Annotated in this window: 16 protein-coding genes; 13 read left to right on the plus strand and 3 right to left on the minus strand. The window is 57.8% G+C overall.

Annotated features, from left to right (window positions below; translation table 11 throughout):
* From ABIZ35_RS22180 to ABIZ35_RS22205, 6 genes are all read left to right on the plus strand, one after another.
* Window positions 1–394 (plus strand): hypothetical protein (locus ABIZ35_RS22180; protein ID WP_348222112.1); only part of this gene is annotated, 394 nt, incomplete at its 5' end.
* A 43-nt stretch (window positions 395–437) separates the two neighbouring features.
* On the plus strand, window positions 438–797 hold the full coding sequence (locus ABIZ35_RS22185; RefSeq protein ID WP_348222113.1) for a hypothetical protein: 360 nt from the start codon (window positions 438–440) through the stop codon (window positions 795–797).
* 9 nt (window positions 798–806) lie between these two features.
* On the plus strand, window positions 807–2,237 hold the full coding sequence (locus tag ABIZ35_RS22190; RefSeq protein ID WP_348222114.1) for a CapA family protein: 1,431 nt from the start codon (window positions 807–809) through the stop codon (window positions 2,235–2,237).
* Window positions 2,238–2,269: 32 nt separating this feature from the next.
* A complete protein-coding gene (locus ABIZ35_RS22195; RefSeq protein ID WP_348222115.1) occupies window positions 2,270–4,927 on the plus strand; it encodes an amino acid adenylation domain-containing protein in 2,658 nt (885 codons plus the stop codon).
* Window positions 4,928–4,947: 20 nt separating this feature from the next.
* The gene (locus ABIZ35_RS22200; RefSeq protein WP_348222116.1) at window positions 4,948–5,706 is read left to right on the plus strand and encodes a Tim44 domain-containing protein; all 759 of its coding nucleotides are present in this window, start codon (window positions 4,948–4,950) and stop codon (window positions 5,704–5,706) included.
* Between the two features lie 114 nt (window positions 5,707–5,820).
* Entirely contained in the window at window positions 5,821–6,768 is a 948-nt protein-coding gene (locus ABIZ35_RS22205) for a hypothetical protein (protein ID WP_348222117.1), read from the plus strand.
* On the opposite strand, the gene ABIZ35_RS22210 is transcribed toward ABIZ35_RS22205, so the two are convergent.
* From ABIZ35_RS22210 to ABIZ35_RS22220, 3 genes are all read right to left on the minus strand, one after another.
* Window positions 6,711–6,983, minus strand: coding sequence for a hypothetical protein (locus ABIZ35_RS22210; protein ID WP_348222118.1), 273 nt, complete (start codon window positions 6,981–6,983; stop codon window positions 6,711–6,713). The two genes, ABIZ35_RS22205 and ABIZ35_RS22210, sit on opposite strands and share 58 nt — an antisense overlap.
* Before the next feature lie 68 nt (window positions 6,984–7,051).
* Window positions 7,052–8,302: a YkgJ family cysteine cluster protein gene (locus ABIZ35_RS22215; RefSeq protein WP_348222119.1), complete on the minus strand. Its 1,251-nt coding sequence runs from the start codon at window positions 8,300–8,302 to the stop codon at window positions 7,052–7,054.
* 99 nt (window positions 8,303–8,401) lie between these two features.
* Window positions 8,402–10,525, minus strand: a complete 2,124-nt coding sequence (locus tag ABIZ35_RS22220) for a hypothetical protein (protein ID WP_348222120.1) — start codon at window positions 10,523–10,525, stop codon at window positions 8,402–8,404.
* A 664-nt stretch (window positions 10,526–11,189) separates the two neighbouring features.
* Between ABIZ35_RS22220 and ABIZ35_RS22225 the strand changes: the two genes are divergently transcribed.
* The 7 genes from ABIZ35_RS22225 to ABIZ35_RS22255 all read left to right on the plus strand — a co-directional run bounded on the left by ABIZ35_RS22225 (window position 11,190) and on the right by ABIZ35_RS22255 (window position 21,576).
* Window positions 11,190–12,467: a family 16 glycosylhydrolase gene (locus ABIZ35_RS22225; protein WP_348222121.1), complete on the plus strand. Its 1,278-nt coding sequence runs from the start codon at window positions 11,190–11,192 to the stop codon at window positions 12,465–12,467.
* A gap of 171 nt (window positions 12,468–12,638) precedes the next feature.
* Complete coding sequence (locus tag ABIZ35_RS22230) at window positions 12,639–14,429, plus strand: peptidylprolyl isomerase (protein ID WP_348222122.1); 1,791 nt, start codon at window positions 12,639–12,641, stop codon at window positions 14,427–14,429.
* A 227-nt stretch (window positions 14,430–14,656) separates the two neighbouring features.
* On the plus strand, window positions 14,657–16,369 hold the full coding sequence (locus ABIZ35_RS22235) for a basic secretory protein-like protein (protein ID WP_348222123.1): 1,713 nt from the start codon (window positions 14,657–14,659) through the stop codon (window positions 16,367–16,369).
* Window positions 16,370–16,485: 116 nt separating this feature from the next.
* Complete coding sequence (locus tag ABIZ35_RS22240) at window positions 16,486–17,619, plus strand: basic secretory protein-like protein (RefSeq protein ID WP_348222124.1); 1,134 nt, start codon at window positions 16,486–16,488, stop codon at window positions 17,617–17,619.
* 186 nt (window positions 17,620–17,805) lie between these two features.
* Window positions 17,806–18,612 (plus strand): metallophosphoesterase family protein, encoded by an 807-nt coding sequence (locus ABIZ35_RS22245; protein ID WP_348222125.1) that lies wholly within the window; start codon window positions 17,806–17,808, stop codon window positions 18,610–18,612.
* A 292-nt stretch (window positions 18,613–18,904) separates the two neighbouring features.
* Complete coding sequence (locus ABIZ35_RS22250; protein ID WP_348222126.1) at window positions 18,905–20,692, plus strand: PQQ-binding-like beta-propeller repeat protein; 1,788 nt, start codon at window positions 18,905–18,907, stop codon at window positions 20,690–20,692.
* Between the two features lie 128 nt (window positions 20,693–20,820).
* The gene (locus ABIZ35_RS22255; RefSeq protein ID WP_348222127.1) at window positions 20,821–21,576 is read left to right on the plus strand and encodes a hypothetical protein; all 756 of its coding nucleotides are present in this window, start codon (window positions 20,821–20,823) and stop codon (window positions 21,574–21,576) included.
* Window positions 21,577–21,579 lie beyond the last annotated feature (3 nt).

Genomic DNA, 21,579 nt, shown 5'->3' on the forward strand with positions numbered 1-21,579 from the left:
CATTGGCGCCATGAATGTCCGAGACTACACCGCAATCGGCACGCCCGTAAACTTGGTCCATTCCCTGCAGAAAAATGCGCGTGACGGAGTCCGAATCATTGTCAATGAAACCGCGCTTGAGGCGGCCAAAGACCTCGGGATCGAATTCGAAGGACCTTTCAACCATGTTCTCAAGCAATTGGGACAGACATACGGTCATCCTTACGAAACGTACCATTTAAAATCAATCAGCGCCAGCTCCGGAAGTGTTGACAAAGGTTCGTCGCCACAGCCGAAGATCGATATTGCGGAGCTTTATATCAATAGCTCAAAATATATCGTCTCCGGCGGGCAGCAAGGCGCGGTAGGCGACAATGCGCAAGCACATGATTTTGAAGAGACATCCGATCACTAACCAGCACTCTGGATCGTCAACTTGAAATGAGCGAGGGAAAACAATGGCGGACAAATACGTGATTTCCGGCGGGCAGCAGGGCGCGGTGGGAGACAATGCCGTAGCCCACGACTTTACCATGAACTCAAATTCAGCAATCGACGATGTTGACCTTGCTGCTTTAACCCAGCAGCTTTCATTGATCCGTCAAGAAGCCATGGCGGAGGCAATGAAAACCGGTGCGCCTGGCGACGCGATCGCGGCCGGAAAAATCGCGGAAGCGGAGGCGGCGGCAAGTGCAGGGGACAAAGAGAAAGCGATCACAAGCCTGAAGGCTTGCGGAAAGTGGGCGCTGGAATTGGCTACCAAGGTCGGCGCATCTTTGCTGGAAAACCTGCTCAAAAAAGAACTAGGATTACCGTAGAAATTCCGAATGGACAGACGTAAACGACTTGCCGGCCTCGTTGTCATACTCATCGCAGCGATGATTTCCATCGCTGCGGTTTTATTGTGGCCCGCCCGCAATAAAACTCGAATCTCCCATCGACCTGTCGCCGCTTCCCCGCCCTCTGCGATAGAAGACAACACTAACACCAGTATTCTCAGTAAAAGCGAAGCGACCGAAAAGACTGTCCGCTGCTTAAGCGCTCTCTGTGAGACTGGCGCATCCGAAGTCGCTGTCGCAGATACCAGAGACCTCATCGGCAGTCTTGGCGCCACGCATCAGCCGTTCGCCAGAGATCTTTCTGACCTGCTGGAAAGTATTCTCGCGCGCCGTTCGGAGCTCGGCAGCGCCTCGACGAGGTCCCAGCCAAACTTCTCCGATATTTCCATCAGCCTCGTCAACCGGGCGGCGGCGGCCTGCGAGATGAGAGCGCAGCGCAAACCCGACGAGATCGTGCTCTCCTTCGCCGGCGACTGCACGTTTGGAACGGTCAACGGCGATAACAGCGCGTTTCGCTTTCCGGCGGTGTACGAGCGCTCAGGGGAGAAAAATTATCCCTTTGCTCTCGTGAGCCCCTGGTTCGTGAACGATGACCTGACCGTCGTCAACTTCGAATGCACGCTGACGGACGCATCCCGAACCGCCGACAAGCAATGGAAGTTCAAAGGCCCCTCCCCTTACGCCGAGATCTTTCCCGCCGGCTCGGTGGAAGCCGTAGGACTATCGAACAACCATTCCTTCGACTATCTCCAGGCGGGATTCGACGATACCGTCGCCAACTTCCAGAAAGCACGCGTGCCTGAGTTCTACCAGAATACCCCTTACGTCACGACCATCAAGGGAGTGGAGACGGTGCTAATTGGCGATTGCACGGTGGTTGGCGAGAACACTACCGTAATCGGCGATGCGCCGGAGCGGGTAATTGGCGAAATCAAGCACTATAAGAAGCCGGACAATATCGTGATTGTTGTGATGCACTGGGGCAGCGAACTCGATACCGTTCCCAGAACGTGGCAGCAGGACTTGGGCAGGCAGTTTATTGACGCCGGCGCGGACGCCGTCGTCGGACATCATCCTCACGTCGTGCAGGGGATCGAGCGGTACCGTGGGAAATACATCGCGTATAGTCTTGGCAACTTTGCCTTCGGCGGAAATTCTCATGCTCGCTATCCCGAGACCTTTATCTTCCGACTTCGATTCCGCGCCTTGGACGGGAATATGGCGGTTACGGATGCATCGATCGTCCCTTGCCTCACGACTTCCAGCCACGTGGAAAACACGAGCGGCGTTCTCGTGAACAACTATCAGCCGAAACCCGTCTTTGGCGATGCCGCCGATCGTATTGCATCTCTGGTTCTGATGCGAAGCGCGGAGCTGCAGTACGGGGTGAAGAAATTGAATTATCTGAAGTTACCATAGAAAATGCTTGGTAGGGGAAAGGCGAGAGTTTTATGATTGGCGCCACACCATCACTTTTGCGTCTTCCTAAATCCGGCGAGGATCCGGCGATCCCGTTTGACAAGTCGGAAATCGAAGGATCGCTCTGTCAGAGATTTGAGATGATTGCACACCAATGCGCCGATCGGATCGCAATCAAAACTGGCGCTGGGCTTCTGACATATGGCGAGCTGAATCGAAAGTCAAATGCAATCGCTCATGCGATCCTGTCGCACGGTCGCGAGCCGCATCAGCCGGTGGCGCTGCTGTTCGAACAGGGGGCGGACGCCATCGCGGCGATCTGGGGCGTTTTGAAGAGCGGCAATATTTATGTGCCGCTCGATCCTTCTTATCCAGTGGCGAGAAACTCCCGTATTCTGGAAGACGCCGGCGGTACGCTGCTGTTAACCAACACAGCAAACGCCGTCGCGGCGCGCGAGTACAGCCGCGCCGGTCAAGCAGTCTTGGAGATTGAGAGTGTTGGCGCGTATCCAACAACCAACCCCGCCATCACGATTCCGAGCGATGCGCCAGCGTATATCATTTATACCTCCGGATCATCTGGTGAGCCGAAGGGTGTGCTTCAAACTCATCGCAACGTGCTGTTCGATATTCGCCGGCAGAGCCAGGACCTGGCGATCAGTGTCGCCGACCGCTACGGTCTTCTGTTTGCGGCGTGTTCGAGCGCCTCGGTCTGCCATATCTTTGGAGCGCACCTCAGCGGCGCCGCAGTGCTCCCATTCGATTTCCGCATGGAAGGGTTCTCGCGACTGGCGAGATGGCTGGAACACGAGGAGATTTCGATCCTCGACATCAATGTGGCCACCTTTCGCGAGCTTTGCCGCATCCTGCCCGAAGGAGAAGGATTTCCCAAGTTGCGTATGCTCGCTCCGGGAAGCGAGCCGGTTTATAAGCGGGATGTCGATCTCTACAAACGCCACTTCGCGTCTTCCTGCATCATGCAGAATGCGCTGGGAACCACGGAAACCAGGACTGTCACGCAGTACTTTATCACCAAGGATACGGAAATCGACGAAAGTGTCGCGCCAGTCGGATATCCCATCCCCGGCAAAGATGTCCTACTGCTGGACGAAAACAGGCGTGAAGTCGCCCCGGGATCAATTGGCGAGATCGCCGTTCGAAGCCGCCACCTTTCTCCCGGCTATTGGCGAAAACCGGATCTGACGGCGGCCGCGTTTCTGCCAGACGAAGACGGCGCTGAAGAGCGCATTTATCTAACCGGCGATCTGGGCCGGTTCCGTCCAGACGGGCTGCTGGTCCATCTGGGAAGAAAAGACTTTCAGGTCAAGATTCGTGGATACCGGGTCGAAGTCGCGGAGGTCGAGACCGCGCTGACGCGCCTGGACGGAGTGCTGGAAGCGGTGGTCACGACGCACGGCGCGGATGAGGGCAAGATCCTGGTCGCCTATCTGGTCATGAAACCTGGCCAGGCGCCGTCCATTCGTGATCTGCGGATCCAGTTGGCCAAGACGCTGCCGGAGCATGAGATCCCCGCGCGATTTGAGTTTCTTCGGGCGCTGCCGCTCACGCTCAACGGTAAGCTGGACCGCCGCGGGCTCCCACCTCCGTCGCCGATCCGAACGGTTTCTCCGGAAGAGTTCGTTTCGCCGAGCGGCGAATTGGAAACTGCTCTGGCCGCCCTCGTCGAAGAAGTCCTGGGAATTGCCCCTGTCAGCGTGGAGGACAATTTCTTCGAATTGGGCGGTCACTCGCTGCTCGCCGCCCGCCTTTCCGGGCGTATTGAAGATGTGCTGGGTCGGCAGGTTCCCATTTCCGACATTCTGCTTTCTCCAACCGTGCGTGCTCTTAGCGCCGCCATGGAAGCTGCGGCGAAGGAATGGCGTCGGCGGTCGCCATCGCCCATCCAGCGCAGCGGAGGACAGCCACCGCTTTTCTGCATGTACGGAAGTTACGGCGCAGCCGTGGAGTTTTTGAAGTTATCTCACCACCTCGGCGACGATCAGCCTCTGTATGTCCTGGAGTGCCGAGGAATAGACGGTCGTGAAACGCCGAACGTATCCATTGAAGCGATGGCGCAGCAGTATTTGGCGGAGATAAAAACCGTACAGCCTGAGGGCCCGTATTATCTGTGCGGCTTTTCCATGGGGGGATTGGTGGCCTATGAGATGGCGCACCGGATCCACCAATCGGGCGAGCGGGCGGCGTTCGTCGGGATGATCGACACTTACTATCCGAAAGCCGAGCGATCGACGATCCCGGCAAAGCGTGTACGAGCAAAAGAGACTCTCAGGCATATCTTCCGAAGGGTGCGCTGCCAGACTTATTTGGCGATCGCGCCCCTCGCCAGCCGTTCGATACGCATGAAATACATGGAAGGCGTCAACGAGGTGCTCGCCCGATCCTACAAACCGAAACCGTTCTCCGGCTCGCTTTGCTATTTTCTTGCATCCCGCATCGAACAGCCTGGGCAAAAGCGCATCCATGTGGACAAATGGGCGCAGGTCGCCCACGTGGAAATTTTTGAGTTCGACGGTCCACATCACCTGCTCGGCGAGCCCTATGTGTCCAAAGTCGCAGTGGCGATGAAAGCTTGCCTGGACAAGGCTCTGGCGGATGCAGGAGATTCCAGTCAGGGCGCGGAACAGACTGTCACATATGAGGAATCTGCCCTCTCCCCACATTTCTCTTGACGAATCCCTGGAGGCCCATCATGAGTAAGCGAACTCTATACTTCTTGTTTACCGCCGCCCTGATCGTGGGCGTACTTTTGCTCTTTCCCGATCCCGCGATGGCGGCTCCTGGGGGCCGTATTGCTTCCGCCATTTTCCGAACCGTTCCGGGAAAGATTCTCCTGGTAGTCCTCACGATTATCTTCCTGCCGCTGATCATCTCCGTGATGGTGCAGGAATCTCGTGCGGAGAAAAGCACGCGCAAGGCCCTCGCGTCTCTGGCCACGCAGCACCCGGAGATGGATTGGTTTGCCGTGAAGAACCGCGTGACGGAGGTTTTCACCCGCGTGCACGCCGCCTGGCGCAAAGAAGATATGCAGGAAGCGTCGGATTGGATGACGCACTGGTACTGGCAGAATCAGCAGATCGCGCACTTGGAACAGTGGGAGCGTGACGGCCTGATCAATCACTGCCGCGTCAAATCCCTCAAGAAAATCCGGCCGCTCTACCTGAAATACAAAAACGAGGACGGTACGGCGAACGGCACACGGATTGTCGTGGGCATCGACGCCAATATGGAAGATTACCTCGCCGAGAGAGTGAGCGGCAAAGTCGTCCAGGGAAAGCCCGGATATGACGATGTGGAATCCGTCTGGACACTCGTCCTTGAAAATGGGCGATGGCTGGTGGAGAACATCGAAGACGGCGCGCTGACGCTCCAATACGCCAAGATCATGAACGAATTGTCCAAAGCAACGGCGGGATCCTCCGCCGCAAACGCCGCGCGCCGCGAAGCTTAATCGGTTCTGCTCATCGCAGAAGCACTCACATCACAGGCCTTGTTCAACTCTGTTGGACAAGGCCTGTCTGCTTTCGATAGAGTATAATAGGCGAATGAAAGCACTGCGTTATTGATGAACGAAACTCCGATACGGGAAGAACTTATCGGCATTTGGAACGGATCGGAGTTTCCGACACAAGAAACAACCATCGTGATCTGCCGGGATGGTCGAGGACTCTACTTCTACTACTGCGGCAGTGATGACCGCGGAACATTCGTGGACGAGTTTGATTGGACGCTTGGCGATCAAAAGATCGACATTGTCTGGAAAGAGCATCAGACGCCCCGCTGGGCGCTTCCGGGCTATGATGGGACGCAAACGGAAGACGACGAGGATGAGTTCGTCATTCTGCGCGACTCGCCGGACATCGCGGCCTGCTGGTTTCAGGATGAAGAGAAATCACGGCTCACGCTTGCCATCGACATCGATTTTGCCCACGCTCCCACCCTGCGGCGAGCGGGATCAGACCCGGTATTCGAAACCGAGCGGATACGCTTCAAAAACCTCGCCGAAAATTTCGATCCATTTGGCGAAGATCGTCAAGTGTGGTTTGTCGACGAGGAACACAATTGGATCAAAGGCGCCAGTGCGCCTAACCAATCTCATGATGAGTACCGGCCAGTCTCGGGAGCGCATCGGCTGCCGATCGTCCTCGGCTGCATCGGGCTGCTGCTGTCCATTCCACAGCATCCACCAGATACCCTCACCTTTCTTAGTGCGTTCATGAGCGCGCTCATTCCGCTATGCATTTTGAAGAACTTCCATAGCACGCCCGTTTCCAATGCCCATGACGGATGGTACGTACGCAAATATGCCCAGATGTATGTCAGTATCGCCCTGTGGTACTGCATCTACGCCTCCGTTGTGCTGATCGCTCATATTGACCATCATTGGAAAGGCAACTGGCTCGTTCCAATGATGCTAATTGCCATCGGGACATACACGCCCATTCTGATCTTCGGTCACGAGCTGCGACGCCAATTTGGAATTATGGGTCGCTGGATACGAAACATGCGCTGATTACTGGGATATTCAGTGAGCGTAACGACCGTGAAATCTCCGGCGGGAGATCCGGGGAAGACCGGCCCCCACTCGCGCATGATTACCGTCGCCTGCGCCGCCAGATCGGCTTCCGGCTTCATCAAAATCACGCACGTCCCATGTTCAAAGAGCACCCACGACTTCTTCTCTCCCACGATGATATGACGCCAAGCATCGACAAGCGTTTCAGGCATTTTCGGCTCCTCATAATAAGTGTATCCAGAACACTATTTTACCATAGTCCGCTTGGTTTCAAACGGCTTTAACTCCCATACCAAATCACCAGCGTCCGCAGGGCGCTTCGGTCCGTCAGCATGTTGGTGCGGAAGCGCTCGGTTGGGATATCCAACAGGGGCGTGACGCCGTGCTGGTGGTCGACGATCATCAGGGCGCGTTCGATGCAGGAGGCGTTGGGGGCGGTGAGGCCTTCGCTGGCGGCGTAGGCGCGGGCGAACCAGCAAATGAGGGGATAGGTAAGCAGGAGGGAGTTAACGCCGTCGAGGTAGTTTCGGCCGTAGAAGGATGGGCCGAAGAAGCCCATGCTGGAGAGATGGGTGTGCAGGTAGCGCTCCAGGACCTGGGCGGCTTCGGGAGTGGGAACGCCGGTTTCGGTCTCCATTTGATCGAAGGTGATTTCGGGGAAGTTGTCGCGCAGTTGGGGGACAGCGCCTTTGCCGCTGAGCATGGCGAGGGAGACGCTGAGGCGCTTTGTCAGATGCGCTTTCTCCCCCACCCGGTCGTAGCGGCTGTACAGGCCGGCTAGCTGCCGAAAGGCGACGTGCTCCGGGCCGGACGGCGACTTGCGGCGCAGCGTGTCGATCGCGGCGGTGGACTGGACCTCGGCGGCGACGTCTTCCAGATACTCGTCGAACTCTTCCCCTTCCAGCGTGGCGATGCGTGGGTGGCGCAGCACGGCGGCGAGATTGACGCAGGCGGTGATCCTGCGGGTGATGTCCAGCGAAACGTCCAGCAGAACGCGCTCGAAGGTCTCGGTGACGCGGGAGAGCTGCGCCCAGGTGAGCTTCACGCGGCCGTAAAGCGGCGGCGGCGGTAGCTCGGCGGCGTTCTCGGGCAGCGCCGGTTTGACGAGTTTCTGCAAGTCCTTGCGATGATCGGCGATGGGACGGCCCAGATTTTTCGCGGTGGCGGGGCAGTCGTATCGCACGTCCACGCGTACGTCGTCGCCAAGCGGAACCAGAACGAAGGGATACATGCGGCACGCCACGGGCTTGGCCGGCTCCCCGTATTTTGCGTGGATGCGGCAGAGGTTATTTTCCAGGAAGACGCATGCGCCGTCGGGACGATGCGCGAGCTGAAAGCCGTCACCATGACGGGTAAAGAGAGGCTTTCCGTCCAGATCGAGATCCTCATCGGTCCAGCCCTGGCTCTCGATCCGGTCGCGATCTTCCTGCGTCACCACAATCGCAAAACGGCCTCGGCAGCAGTCGCCGCAGCTCGTGCAGTCGTAGTGCTGGAATCCCGGCGGAGTGATCAATTTCAGCGGTATTTTCAAATTTCTGAATTCCTTAAGAACGCCGCTCGCGTAAAAAATAGGGACGCCGTGTCACGGCGTCCCTATTTTACCGACCCAGAACCGCTCCGCGTTCCGCCCTTAGTTCACCTGACCGGTCAGCGCCGAGGCCGTGCTGCTCGTCCAGGACGATCCACTAAGCGCGTATCCGCTGGAGGTTTTCCCGAAGTGGATCGTCATGGCGTCGGCCCCGCCCTGAGATATGCCCGTCCCAAACAGGTTATTGTTTTTGTCCAAATATCCGATGCCGTCCGTCACAACGCCATTGCCCGCTTCCATGTGATAGAGCACGGTGGCGTTCGCGGCGACATTCACACGCAGCAGTGCGCCGGTGACGCCAACCCTCAGCATTCCACTGTGCGTTCCCAGGATCCCCGGAGCCGTGGCCGCAAGCCCAAGATTGACAGACGCCTTGCTTCCAAGGCTCCCGTCAGCGTTGATCGCCTGAAGCACGCCATTGAGGATCTGCTTCTCGGTATCCGTTTGAAGCTGCCCCATTAAAGTGACTTCGCTATGGAGAGTATTATACTTCACGACCATCACGTTCGCGCTGCTCAGTGTTCCCGCAATTGCGACCGCATGAGTTTGACCGCTCTGCTCGACGACCGTCATCGTTCCAGACAATGCGCCTCGGGAATTGACTTGACACGCCAGCAGAGACGCCTGAGCGTTGATATCTGACGGCGCGACGATATTCCCCACGTACGAAACAGACGATGATGCCGGCGGAGGCGGCGGGGCCGGCGCCACGGTCAAAGTCGTGGTCTTTGTCACCCCGCTGTAGGAGGCGGTGATCGTGACCACGGTGCTCGAATTGACGGGCTTGGTCACAATCGTGAACGTCCTGGAGGCTGTTCCTGCCGCAATCAGCGCCGGAGACACGACGGTCGCCAGACTGCTGTTGCTGCTCGTGACAATCACTGACGCGCCTGCGGCGGGCGCGGGGCCATTGAGATTCACCGCGCCGACCGAAGAGTTTCCACCGATCACAATGTACGGAGTGGCGGTCACGGACGCCAGAGCGATGGGCGTAACCGTCAGTGTGGCGGTTTTGGTGACGCCGGCGTAAGTGGCGGAAATAGTGACGACCGTCCCGACGGTCACGGGCTTGGTCACAATCGAAAATGTCTTCGACACTGTGCCCGAAGCGACTACCACCGGTGAGACGACAGTCGCGACGTTCGTGTTGCTGCTGGCCACGGCAACCGAGGCCCCGGCGGGGGGCGTTATTCCCGTGAGCGAGATCGTCCCGACGGAAGAAGCGCCGCCGCCGACGCTGGCGGGAGAGATAGTCAAAGCCGACAGCGCCGCCGGCGGCGCCGTCACGGTCAATGTCGCGGTTTTGGAGATACCACCGTAAGTCGCTGTGATTGTGACGACAGTCGCGGTCGCGACCGGCTTCGTGGTGATGGCGAACGTCTTATAGTATGAGCCGCCGGGAACGAGGACCGGCGAGGCAACGGTGGCGGCGCTCGTATTGCTGCTCGTAACGGCGACGATGGCGCCGGACGCGGCGGTGAACCCATTCAGCGTGAGGATTCCAGACGAAGCCGCCCCACCAACAACGCTGACCGGCGTCACTGCTAAACTGGAAAGCGCAGGAGGTGTGACGGTGAGGGTCGCGCTCCTGCTCACTCCGCCATAGCTGGCGGTGATGGTGACGACAGTCGCAGTCGCGACCGGCTTGGTGGTAATGGCGAACGTCTTTGAATATGCGCCGGTCGCCACCAGGACGGGCGAGGTCACCGTGGCGGCGTTCGTGTTGCTGCTTGCGACGGCCACCGAGACGTTCGCCGCAGCCAGCCCGGTCAGCCGGATCAGCGCGGTGGACCCCGCGCCGCCGACGACGCTGACCGGCGAGATATTGAGTGTCGACAAAGTCGGCGGCGTCACCGTCAACGTCGCGCTCTTACTCACTCCGCCGTAACTCGCCGTAATCGTGACAACCGCCGTGGCAATCACGGGCTTCGTGGTGACGACGAATGTCCTTGACGCCGTACCAGAGGCAACGACCACCGGCGATACAACCGTGGCGATATTCGTATTGCTGCTCGAAACGACAACGGAGGCGCCGGAACCCAGAGCCGCTCCCGTCAGCGCAATCGCGCCGATCGACCCCGATCCGCCGACGACAGTGCTGGGCGAAACAGAAAGAGAGGACAGTGTGATGGCGGCCCCGGCGGGCGCGCCGTAGACGCCGCCCAAACAAACGATGGCAAAGAGAAGCAGCAGGACGGAACGGAAAGCGGAGCGGAAGGGCTATATTCGCATGACGTAGGTATTCTCCAGAAGCTCCCGTACAAATACGAAGAGAAGCTTACTTATTATAACGTAGATTTTCGTGAACGAGAGCGGCGATCTGCGATCCCTAAGGTAAAGACAGCGTTCTTACAATGGGACCAAACGATCCCATTGTCTCATCTCTGTGTTTGGTTCAATCCTCTGAGATTGTACGGATACGTGTTTTCGAGTTCGCTTTCCCAGGCAAATGCTTAACGATTGAAAATAAATTCATATGTCAATAACTATCAATAAATTACTAACATAGGTATACGCACCCTATTTACACCAAAATGTAGCAAAAGCAATAATTGTTCTTGACAGACTTCCTACCCCTTGATATAATGGGGACGGTTTGAGCCATACGGGCTTACAAGCGATAGCAAATTTGATTTGTGTTCTAATAGATACAATTGCGATTCAGATCGCAAATCATGGCTAGTGTAAGACGCGCCTCAATCCATTCATGGCCGGTTCAAAAACCGCCGGTCACTTTCTCACATTTCAGAGTTGAAGAGAGATAAGGAGTTCGCGGAGCATGCACACCCCCTTAGATTGTAAACTTAGCAAAACAGGTATTTCCCGGAAGATGGATCGACGCGCCGTTAAGATGATGGCGCTGGCGGCGTCTACTCTGCTTGTCCTCGGGATCGGCAAAACATCACATGCACAGGCTCCGGGCGGTATGGGGCTGGTTTGGGCCGATGAGTTCTCCGACGCGCGCAACGGGGCGACTCCCGCCGGCGTCTACTGGAACTACGATACCGGCGGCGGCGGCTGGGGCAACAACGAGCTGCAAAACTACACCAGCAACGCGGACAACGCGCATGAGGTCTACGACGGCACCGGGACTGACGGCTCCGCGATGCAGATCAAGGCGACGAACTCTGCGGGAACCTGGTACTCGGCGCGTCTGAAGACCGCCGGCAAAGTCTCCATGGGGCCGTATGGCTACTACGAAACGCGCTGTAAGTTCCCAAATGGCGGCAAAGGCTATTGGCCCGCGTTCTGGTTCCTGGGCAACAACATCGGCTCGGTCGGCTGGCCCACCTGCGGCGAGATCGACGTCGCCGAGGAGATCAACGGCCAGTGGGAAAACCACCAGAGCCTGCACATGCCCGGCTGGGATCCGACCTTGCAGACCACGCCCAACAGCTCCACGACCACCTATCACAACTACGGCGTGAACTGGCAGCCCGGCTACTGCGCCTTCTACGTCGACGGCGCCTTCACCGGCCAGTTCAACCAGGGCGGTGGCGGCAACTGGGTCTTTAACAACCAGACGATGTACATGCTGCTCAATCTTGCAGTCGGCGGCAACTGGCCCGGCAACCCGGACGGCACGACAGCGGGGACCGCCTACTTCAACGTGGACTATGTGCGCCAGTATCAGAACGGCGCGCCGGCCATCCAGAACGGCGTCTACGAAATATCCGCCTCCACCACCGGCAACGCGCTAGACTGTTATGGCGCAGCCAACACGAACGGAACGCCGATCCAGCTCTGGCCCTACGCCGGCACGAACAATCAGAAGTGGCAAGTTACCAACCTGAACAACGGCTACTATTCGATTCGGACGATCAACCCCGACGGCAGCGTCGGCCGCAGCCTGGACTGCACCGGCTGCAGCCCGAACGACGGAACCGTGGTCGAGCTCTGGGATTACAACGGCGCTGCGTGCCAGCAGTGGCAGATCACGCAAACGTCCGGCGGACGGTTTGTCATCGCCACGGCGGGGACGAAGGCCGGCGGCGCGCATGATGTTCTGGACGGCCAGAACTGCTCCGGAGCAAACAATACCCGCATCCTGCTCTGGGGCTGGGGCGGCGGCGGCTGCCAGCAGACCTGGGACTTCATCCGAAGATAATCCTGTGTGCTGGTTCTCAACTCAGACGCGAAGAAATTGCTTAAAAAGCTATTGACACAATGCAACCTCATGACGAATAATCGTCATGAGGTTGCCCGTACGGTAATCGTCGTCGAATATTGCGCTCTCTCCAACGAGTGCGGCGTTACAAGCGAATGTAAGAGGTGAGATTTGCTGGTAAGTCGAGTAACGAAAGTAGTTTCCACATTGGCCGCAGTCGCGTTCGTGGCGGCTTGCGCCGACGGCTCCGCGCGGGGCGCGGAAGCCCCCCTGCCCCATTCCACTGTCGCAGGCGTGTTCGCCACGGACATCCAGGGATCGTTCGTCGGCGCAAACGGACCAGAAGGCGTCGCCGCCGAAGTCGACGGACATCCGATCCTTCTCCGTGATGTGACATCGATCTGTCTGCGCAAGTACCGCACGCCGATCATCGATCAGATGATCCAAAACTATGTTGTGGGCCGGGAATGTGAAAAGAAAGGCATTGTGGTCCCAGAAGCCGAAGTCGACAAGTCCGTGGAGCAGCTGCGTAAAAATGTCGCCCCAGCAACCCTAGACGATGTGATCGCCCAGCACCATTCCACGATGGCGGAAGTGCGGACGGCGTTTCGGAACAAGATCCAGCGCGGACGTCTCGTCGCCGATCAAGTCCCCGCCACTGCGATGGCCCATTGCCGCGCGATTTTCATCAAATTTGCCCCGGAAGGCGCTCCCGTGGCTGTGGCCGGAACGGCTCGTACGGAAGCCAACGCCCGGGCCCTGATCGCCATTATCCAGTCTGAACTGACCAAGGGCAAAGAGTTTGGCGACATGGCGGCCAAATACTCCGAAGTGGAGCCCAAGAGCGCAGCGGGCGATATTGGGGTGCTGTATCCCGGCGTTCGTGAGATCGATCCCGCCGTCGCGGATACCGCGCTGACGCTCGCCAAGGGCAAAGTGTCCGAACAGGTGCGAACGCACAACGGTTTCTGGCTCCTCCAAGCAATCAGCACGAGCGCGGATCATCCCGCTGGCGAAGACGCCGCTTATAAGGCCGCACACGATACCTACGTCGATCAGCAGGCGCAGTTCCTCACACCCAAGTTTGTCGTGGACCTGATCGAGAAGTCCCATATCACCTTCGCTACGGACTCCGAATGTGATCTTGCGGCGGGCAAGCCGATGCCGGAAGCCGCCGCAACCGTGGACGGACACGTGATCCCGATGAAGGATGTCGCCGCCAAATGCGTTGCGGAGAACGGCCCTCGCGTCGTCGATATCCTCGTGCAGAACTACCTCGTCAACCAGGAATGTCAACGGCTCGGCGTCGCTGTCCCCGAAACGGAAGTGGATGCGCGCCTCGACAAGCTGCGAAAACTGATTGCGCCCAACACCATTGACGCCGGACTGGTCGCCCGTCATATGACTCTCGCGGAGCTGCGCGACAGCTTCCAGCAGGACATGAAGCGCGTCCGACTCGTCCAGGATCAGGTAAAGCCCACGAAAATGGCGCACTGCCGAGCGATTCTGATCAAATTCCAGCAGCCAGGGAACTTGACCGTAGCAGGCGTCAAGCCTCGTACGAAAATCGAAGCGCTGGCCCTGATCAAAACCATTCAAGCGCAGCTGAAAAACGGCAAAGACTTCGGCGATCTTGCGGACAAATATTCTGAGATGGAGCCAAAAACGGCTAATGGGGACATCGGTGTCCTCTACTTGGGTATGCACGATATGGACACCGGCGTAATGGAGGCGGGACTGGCGCTGGACAAAGGCAAAACCACGGCGGAGCCAATCACCACGGTACTCGGCTACTGTCTCGTCCAATCCATCAGCACCAGCGATGACCATCCTAAAGCCGAAGACGCCGCATATCACAACACTCTCAGCATCTACAAAGAACAGCAATCTCAGACCCTCACTCCACAGGCGATTGTCGAGCTGATCAAAAAAAGCAAGGTTGTTTATTACGTCCATGCCTAAAACCAGGGAACTCCCGGAGTAGTTCGAAAAGTATTCATGTTAAAATAGCTCGGTGTTTGAGGAATATTTGAGGGCGACGCGATATTCTGTAGACGCCTGGTTCGCCGTCCGATCCAGATCGTTTGCGTTTGCAGCGATTGGAACTGGAAACACGGCGCGCTTTTCCTCAACGCCGCTGCGAAAACGCGTGACTAGGACACCGCCACACTGGGGAAAGCATGAACTCAATGACATTATCAATGCGCCGCGCCGCGTACGCCACGCTGCCGGCGCTTCTCGTCATGGCCGGCGCAAGCGCCGCCAAGGCCGCCACGCCCGCGCCCGGAACCGCAGAGGCGCTCATCTACTCGACGATGCCTTCAACTGCGGCGCACCGTCCGGAGATGGCCCTGGACGGCGATCAGAAAAGCTACTTTAAATCCGTCTACGGCATGAGCGACGGCGACACCTTTCTGGTGCTTCTGTCTCGCCCAATTCCTGTGAAGTCGCTTCGCATCGTCACCGGCGATGCGGACAGCCAGGACGGCGTCACGGACGGCATCGTCGAGACCTCGCCGGACGGCGTCACATTCACCAAGGCGGCGGACTTTGACGCCAATGGCGTGGCGGCCGCGAAAATCGGCGGCAAGCCCGTCGAAGCCCTTCGCATTCGCCTGAACAATCGCAGGGGTGTCCCCTCTCTGCTCGTTCGCGAGATCACGATCGACTCGCCCGTTAAGATCTCACATGTCGTGCAGGGACCGGGCCGAGGTTTCGTGGATATCTCCCAGGCTCCAGATCTGGCGAACTGGGCGCAGCGCGCCGAAACACAGATGGAAAACTTCTGGGCCGACACGCAGGCGCTGCTTTACACCGACGGCTTCATCACGCCGAACATGGTCAATGTCATTTACAAGACTGGCCCCGGCGTCACGGATGTCGCGGCGACCGGCGGCGGCGTCATGACCGTGAATAGCAAGTGGTGCCGCGAGCATGCCGATGACACCGGCCTGACGGTCCACGAGACGGCGCACGCCATCCAGGCTATGGCGGCTTACAACCCCGTCTGGCTGATCGAAGGCACTGCGGACTATATCCGCTGGGTCAAATTCGAGCCGCAGAACTTTCACCCGCGCATCAACCCCGCCACCGCGAAGTACACGGATCGCTATCAGACGACCGCAACCTTCCTCGCCTGGTGCGAGATGCACTACGATAGCGGCCTTGTCACCAAGATGAACCGCGCGACCCGTTACGGCACGTACGATAGCGGCTTGTGGAAGGAATACACCGGCAAGGATGTCGACACCCTGTGGGCGGAGTTCATCGCCGCATACAAAGCCGATCCGGTCAATATTATTACCAAGCCCGTCGCCGAAGCAGATCGCCCGCGTGTCCTTCCCACGGTAACGCCGGGCTCCTCCACTGCGGCGAATCTCGGCTCCGCCTTCAACGGGGTCGGGATCATAAACGACGGCGCGACATTCGCGGAGACCGACGGCGCGGACAGCGGCGGAGCCTCCTACTCCTCCAAACTGCTCGGCGCGACGCAGAAATCGAAAGACGTCCTGTTCCAGCTTGGCCCGGCGAATGCGCCAGACATGGTGATTAGCCAGGGCCAGACCGTGAACCTCCCAGGCGGCCAGTATCAGTCTCTCTGGATCCTGGCGTCCGCCGTGGACGGCACACAGATGGCGCAGCGCTTCACCGTCAACTACGCCGATGGAACGACGGCGAACCTTGTGCAGAATGTCAGCGACTGGTTCCAGCCGGGAAGCTACCCCGGCGAAACCCGCGCCGTCAAAACCTCGTACCGCAACACCTACGACGGTGCTAAGGACCCGCGCACGTTCTATATCTATAGCTACGGATTTGCACTGGACCACGGCAAGACCGTCAAGAGCATCACGCTGCCCAATAACCCCAGCGTGCGCATTTTCGCGGTAACCCTCGCCAACTAGCACCTCGTTTCCCGTCACGGCAAACGCCGTGGCGGGAAAAATTTTCCCGAGTTCCACCGGCGCCGCTTCTATCCAGCGTGCGTCCCGAAAACACTTCACACCATTGGGGAAACGCCATGAATTCAACAACATCAACGCGCCGCGCCGCATGGACCATGCTGCCCGCATTGCTCTTGATGGCTGGTATGAGCGCCGCAAGCGCCGCGCCCATACCTCCGCCGCTGCCGCGCAACCTGCAGGCGCTGATGTACTCAACGATGCCTTCCACTACGGCGCACAGCCCGGAAATGGCTCTGGACGGCGATCAGAAAAGCTATTTTAAATCCGTCTACGACATGAATGACAACGATATCTTTATGGTGATGTTTTCCAAACCCATCTCCGTGAAATCGCTGCGGATTGTCACGGGCAACACGGACGGCACAAACGCCGTCACGAACGCCATGGTCGAAACATCCGGCAACGGAATCGCCTTCAGCAAAGCAGTGGATTTCAACGCCAACGGCGCGGCGTCCGCAAATTTGGATGGCGCGATCGTGAGAGCGATCCGCATTCGCCTCAATAAGAACACAGAACTCCCCTCCCTGGTCGTACGCGAAATTACGATCGACAGTCCGGCGAAGATCAGGGGCGTCAAGCAGGGGCCGGGCCGAGGCTTCGTGGATTACTCCGAAGCGCCCGACGTCGCTGACTGGGCGAAGCGGATGGAGACCCAAATGGATAGCTATTGGGCCAAAACCGCAGAGATCCTGCACTCCGACAACTTTTACACGCCAAATATGGTCCGTGTTTTCTACCGTGACGGCGACGGGGTTGCTGGAACGGATAACGGCGAGATGGTGGTCAATGCGAAGTGGGCTCGCGCGCACGATGACGATACCGGCCTGGGCGTCCATGAGATGACTCACGTTATTCAGGCGACGCCCTACGAACCCGTCTGGATGGTCGAGGGTATTGCGGACTATATTCGCTGGGTCAAGTTCGAGCCGGAGCACTTCCATCCGCGCATCAATGTCGAACGATCGAAGTACAACGACTCGTATCAAACGACCGCAACGTTCTTAGGCTGGTGCACGAACCACTACGATGACAAGCTTGTGACCCAGCTGAACGACGCCGTCCGATTTGGAAAGTACAATGACGGCCTGTTCAAAGAGTATTGCGGCAAGGATGTTAATACTCTATGGGCGGAGTTCATCGCCGATTACAAGGCGGCCCCGGACAAGATCCTCGCCAAGCGGGGCGCGTAAACTCCTTCTTTTCGCATCTCTATCCCGTCCCGAACGACTTCGGGACGGGATAGATCTTCGCCGCAGGCGCAATTTCCCTCCTCACTTGACACTATCTAGCTTTCGGAGTAATAATACAGTTGGTGAGGGCCACTAATCTCATTTACGCGGTTCGATGACGAACGGAGAACACGGAGCCGCGCACGGATGATATTTGCTGTCGGCGATATTCATGGACAACTCAATATGCTGGAGCCGGCGCTGACCCGGCTGACCGAACGCCTGCGTCCGAACGACGCCGTGATTTTTCTTGGCGACTATATCGACCGCGGTCCAGACAGCGAAGGCGTGCTGCGACGGCTCATGCGGTTCAAAAAGCAGCATCCGGGAACGATGTTCCTGCGCGGTAACCATGAAGACCTGCTGCTGCGTTCATGTGACGGCGACAAGCGACGCGAGGAGCTCTGGCTGCTGAACGGCGGAATGGCGACACTCGCCTCCTTCGGATTGGGCGGCAACTCCAACTGGCGTAAGAAATTCCCACGCTGGGCGCTCGATTTCCTTGGGGCGACCCACGCGGCGGTCAAATTCACCCATTTCCATTTCGTACATGCTGGCGTCGTTCCCTATGGCGTGGACACTGAAGTCGAGCCCGATCTGGATGCACGCCTCTGGATCCGCCAGCCCTTCATTCGGCATGGCGACAGTCCCGGACGCATCGTCGTATTCGGACACACGCCGCAGCCGGATCATCTTCCCCTGATTCACATGAACAAAGTCGGATTGGACACCGGCGCCGGTCAGCGAGGCGGACGCCTAAGTGTCGCCGGATTTGACGACGAATTGCCGCGTCCCCGCTCTCCTGAGTTCACCCTCTTCCAAGTCTGCGACGATGGAACGGTCACGCCCGACGAGTATGTACGCAACGTCCTGCGGCACCTGCCGCAAAACGAGCCGACATTCCGTTTCTCGATCCCGTCGATTTCCAGTGCGCCCATCATTCCCACTGAATAGTCATTTCCCTCCGAGGCCGATAAAATCACGTCCCGTCATCTGGTCTATCGCGGAGACGGGACGTATTTTTTTCGTTTGCCGCCCAGCCTTTGTCGTTTATCGTCAGCCAGCCATGAATTTTGATAGATTTATTCAATGTGTTACCACAAATTATCACATGACGATAATTACTCGCATTGTGGTAATGGCAACCAGATAAACTCTAGAAACTGAACGTCTTTCAGGTATCCTTATTGATGAGCAGGATGGCAGTAATTTCTACATATTGCTCATTAGTTTTTGGAGGACCTTTATGGCTCGATTGTTTCGATGTTTCACACCGACTGCTCTCATAGGGGCAATGGCGCTTGGCCTTGCCTTTTCGGCGAACGCGGCTCCCAGCAGCGATGCTGTGACGTACCGCACCAATCCCGCGCATACCGCACAGGCGACAATGCCGGATTTCAGCTTGCCGCTTGAGAAGAAGTGGGATGTCGATCTGGGCGTCACCGCCAAATATCCATTGATTGCGGCGGGCAAGGTGTTTGTTGTGCTGCCGTCCTCCTCATCATCAACAACGAGCGGTCACCATAGCGCGCTGATTGCTTTTGACGCGGCGACGGGCCACGTGGCGTGGGGTCCGATTGCGCTTCCCGCATCAACTTATGGATGGGCAGCGGCATGTTATGATAACGGACGCATCTTTATCAATACCGATGGATCGATATCACCCCTCGGCGGATTGATGGCGGCTTACTCCGCAGCAAACGGCTCCCTCCAGTGGAGCTCGACCCTTCCGGTCCAATATGGGTTCAGCTCCGCGCCATCTGCATTGAACGGCTACGTTTATACCGGCGGCGCCGGAACCGGCGGAACCGTGTACTGCGTGCGTGAATCCGATGGAACCGTCATGTGGCAGGGCGGCGTTTCAGGCGGCGATTCTTCTTCGCCCGCAGTTACTCCCGCAAAGGTCTACGCCGGCTATGCATGCGGGCAGACCTTCAGCTTTGACGCCCTGAGCGGAGCATTGGCATGGCATCTGTCCACGGGATGTGCAGGAGGAGGAGGAGCCACATCAGCCTTCTATAATAACCTCGTCTTCATCCGTCAGTACTATGCGCCCAATGGCCCGACCTGGTTGTCCGCTGCGCTCGACAGCACTACCGGCAATGTTGTCAAAGTCTTGCCGGAACTCGGCGCCCTGGCTTTCGATAACAATATGGTCTTTGGGATTTCCAACAGCGCCCTCACCGCCGTAAAAATCAGCGACTGGACGACTGCCTGGACGGTCAATAACGCGATCGACGCTCCGGTGACCGCTCCCACTGTGGTGAACGGCGTTGTTTATGTCGGCACGACCAGCGGCAAGCTCCAGGGCTTCAACGAACAGACCGCCAAGCTCGTCGCCTCAGTCGACCTTGGCGCAGCGCCTTCGCCTACATCGGAGTCGAATGTCGACATGGCTGCTGGAAACGGTATCATGGTGATTCCGGCGGGAACACATTTGATTGCCGTAGGCTCTCAGTTCACATTAAGCAGCATTACAGCAACACCGCAGAATGCAATTGGCGGGGCCAACATCAGTGTTACTGTTACACTCACAAGCAAGGCCCCAGTGGGTGGCTCCGTAATTGCGCTGACAAGTTCTGACGCTCACCTTGTGGTTCCTTCTTCAATTGCGGTTCCCGTCGGTTCATTGAGCGTCTCTTTTGTCGCGCATACCACAAAGACAAACACAGGAGTGCAGGCAAAATTAGCCGCTTCGTTCAACGGACTTACCAAAGAGGTTCCGATCGGGCTTCTCCCAGATGGCCTTGTGTCTTTTACCATCAGCCCAAGTTCCGTCGCCCATGGCGGTGTCGCGAAGGGAATCTTGACGCTGGCTTACCCCGCGCCGGTAGGCGGATTAAACATTAACTTGTCCTCTGCCTTTGCTCCTCTTGCTCAGCCCAGCGTGACGCACATCGTCATTCCTGCTGGGCAGTCGGTCGGAACGTTCAGCATTCGCACGGGCGCTGTTCTGACTGCGGTTCCTGTGAACATCGGAGCGCAAGTCGCATATAGCAATACACTGATACAGGCTGTGACACTGACCCCTTAAGAAAAATCATCGACCTCAGTTTTCCAAGGCAAAGGAGTTCTCCTTTGCCTTGGGGCCTTCCCTTCTCTGGGGAATCATAAGGAAGAACAGCAGGAAGCGCGCCTGCCTGTATCGAATTAACCAAAATTATGAGCCAGACATGCTATTATCATCCGTCGCTTCCCATCGTCGCGACCTGTAGTCAGTGCGGCATCCCGCTTTGCAATGACTGTACAAACCGGATCGGCGCCGCTACCGCCTGCAAGCAGTGCGCGCCGGCCGTACAGACACGCCTTCAAAATGCTCCGACAGCAAATGCATATTCTCCTCAGCCAATGCCGGGGAACTTGCAGGCTCCGTACGGAGGACCGCAAACACCCTACGGCGGACCTCAAGCGCCATACGGAGCGCCTCAGGATCTACAAGCTCCTTATGGATCTCCGCAAGCGCCTTATGGCGCCCCTGATATGGGCGGCTCGCGATACGCTGACGTAGCGGAATCATCCGGCAGCGTTCCCCTCGGACTGCTCCTAGGCGCCGTGATCGGAGTCGTTGGCTCGATCGCCGTTCTCAAGATCTTGTTTTACGCCCACTTTGGCCTGGCCTGGCTTTACATCGGCGTTGGATATGGGATTGGATATGGCATATGGAGCCAAACCCGGCGCGGCAGCGTCGGTCTCGCCTTTGCGGCGATTGGGATTATGATCGCCAGCCTATTCATCGCACATCTCGTCTATGCGGGCGACATTCTCAACCAGGCGCGGGCGCAGGGCAACGCGGATCCTGGGGTTACTATTTTTGATGCGCTCCCCGTCGCCATGAGCTCGTTCAGCCCGATGCACTGGGTTTGCATTTTGATCGGCCTCGCGGCATGCTGGCGCGGCGTTGAGCAGCAGTCTTCTTAGACA

Origin of the sequence: Capsulimonas sp. (genome assembly GCF_039929585.1) — a bacterium.
In the GTDB taxonomy this organism is placed as follows: Bacteria; Armatimonadota; Armatimonadia; order Armatimonadales; family Capsulimonadaceae; genus Capsulimonas.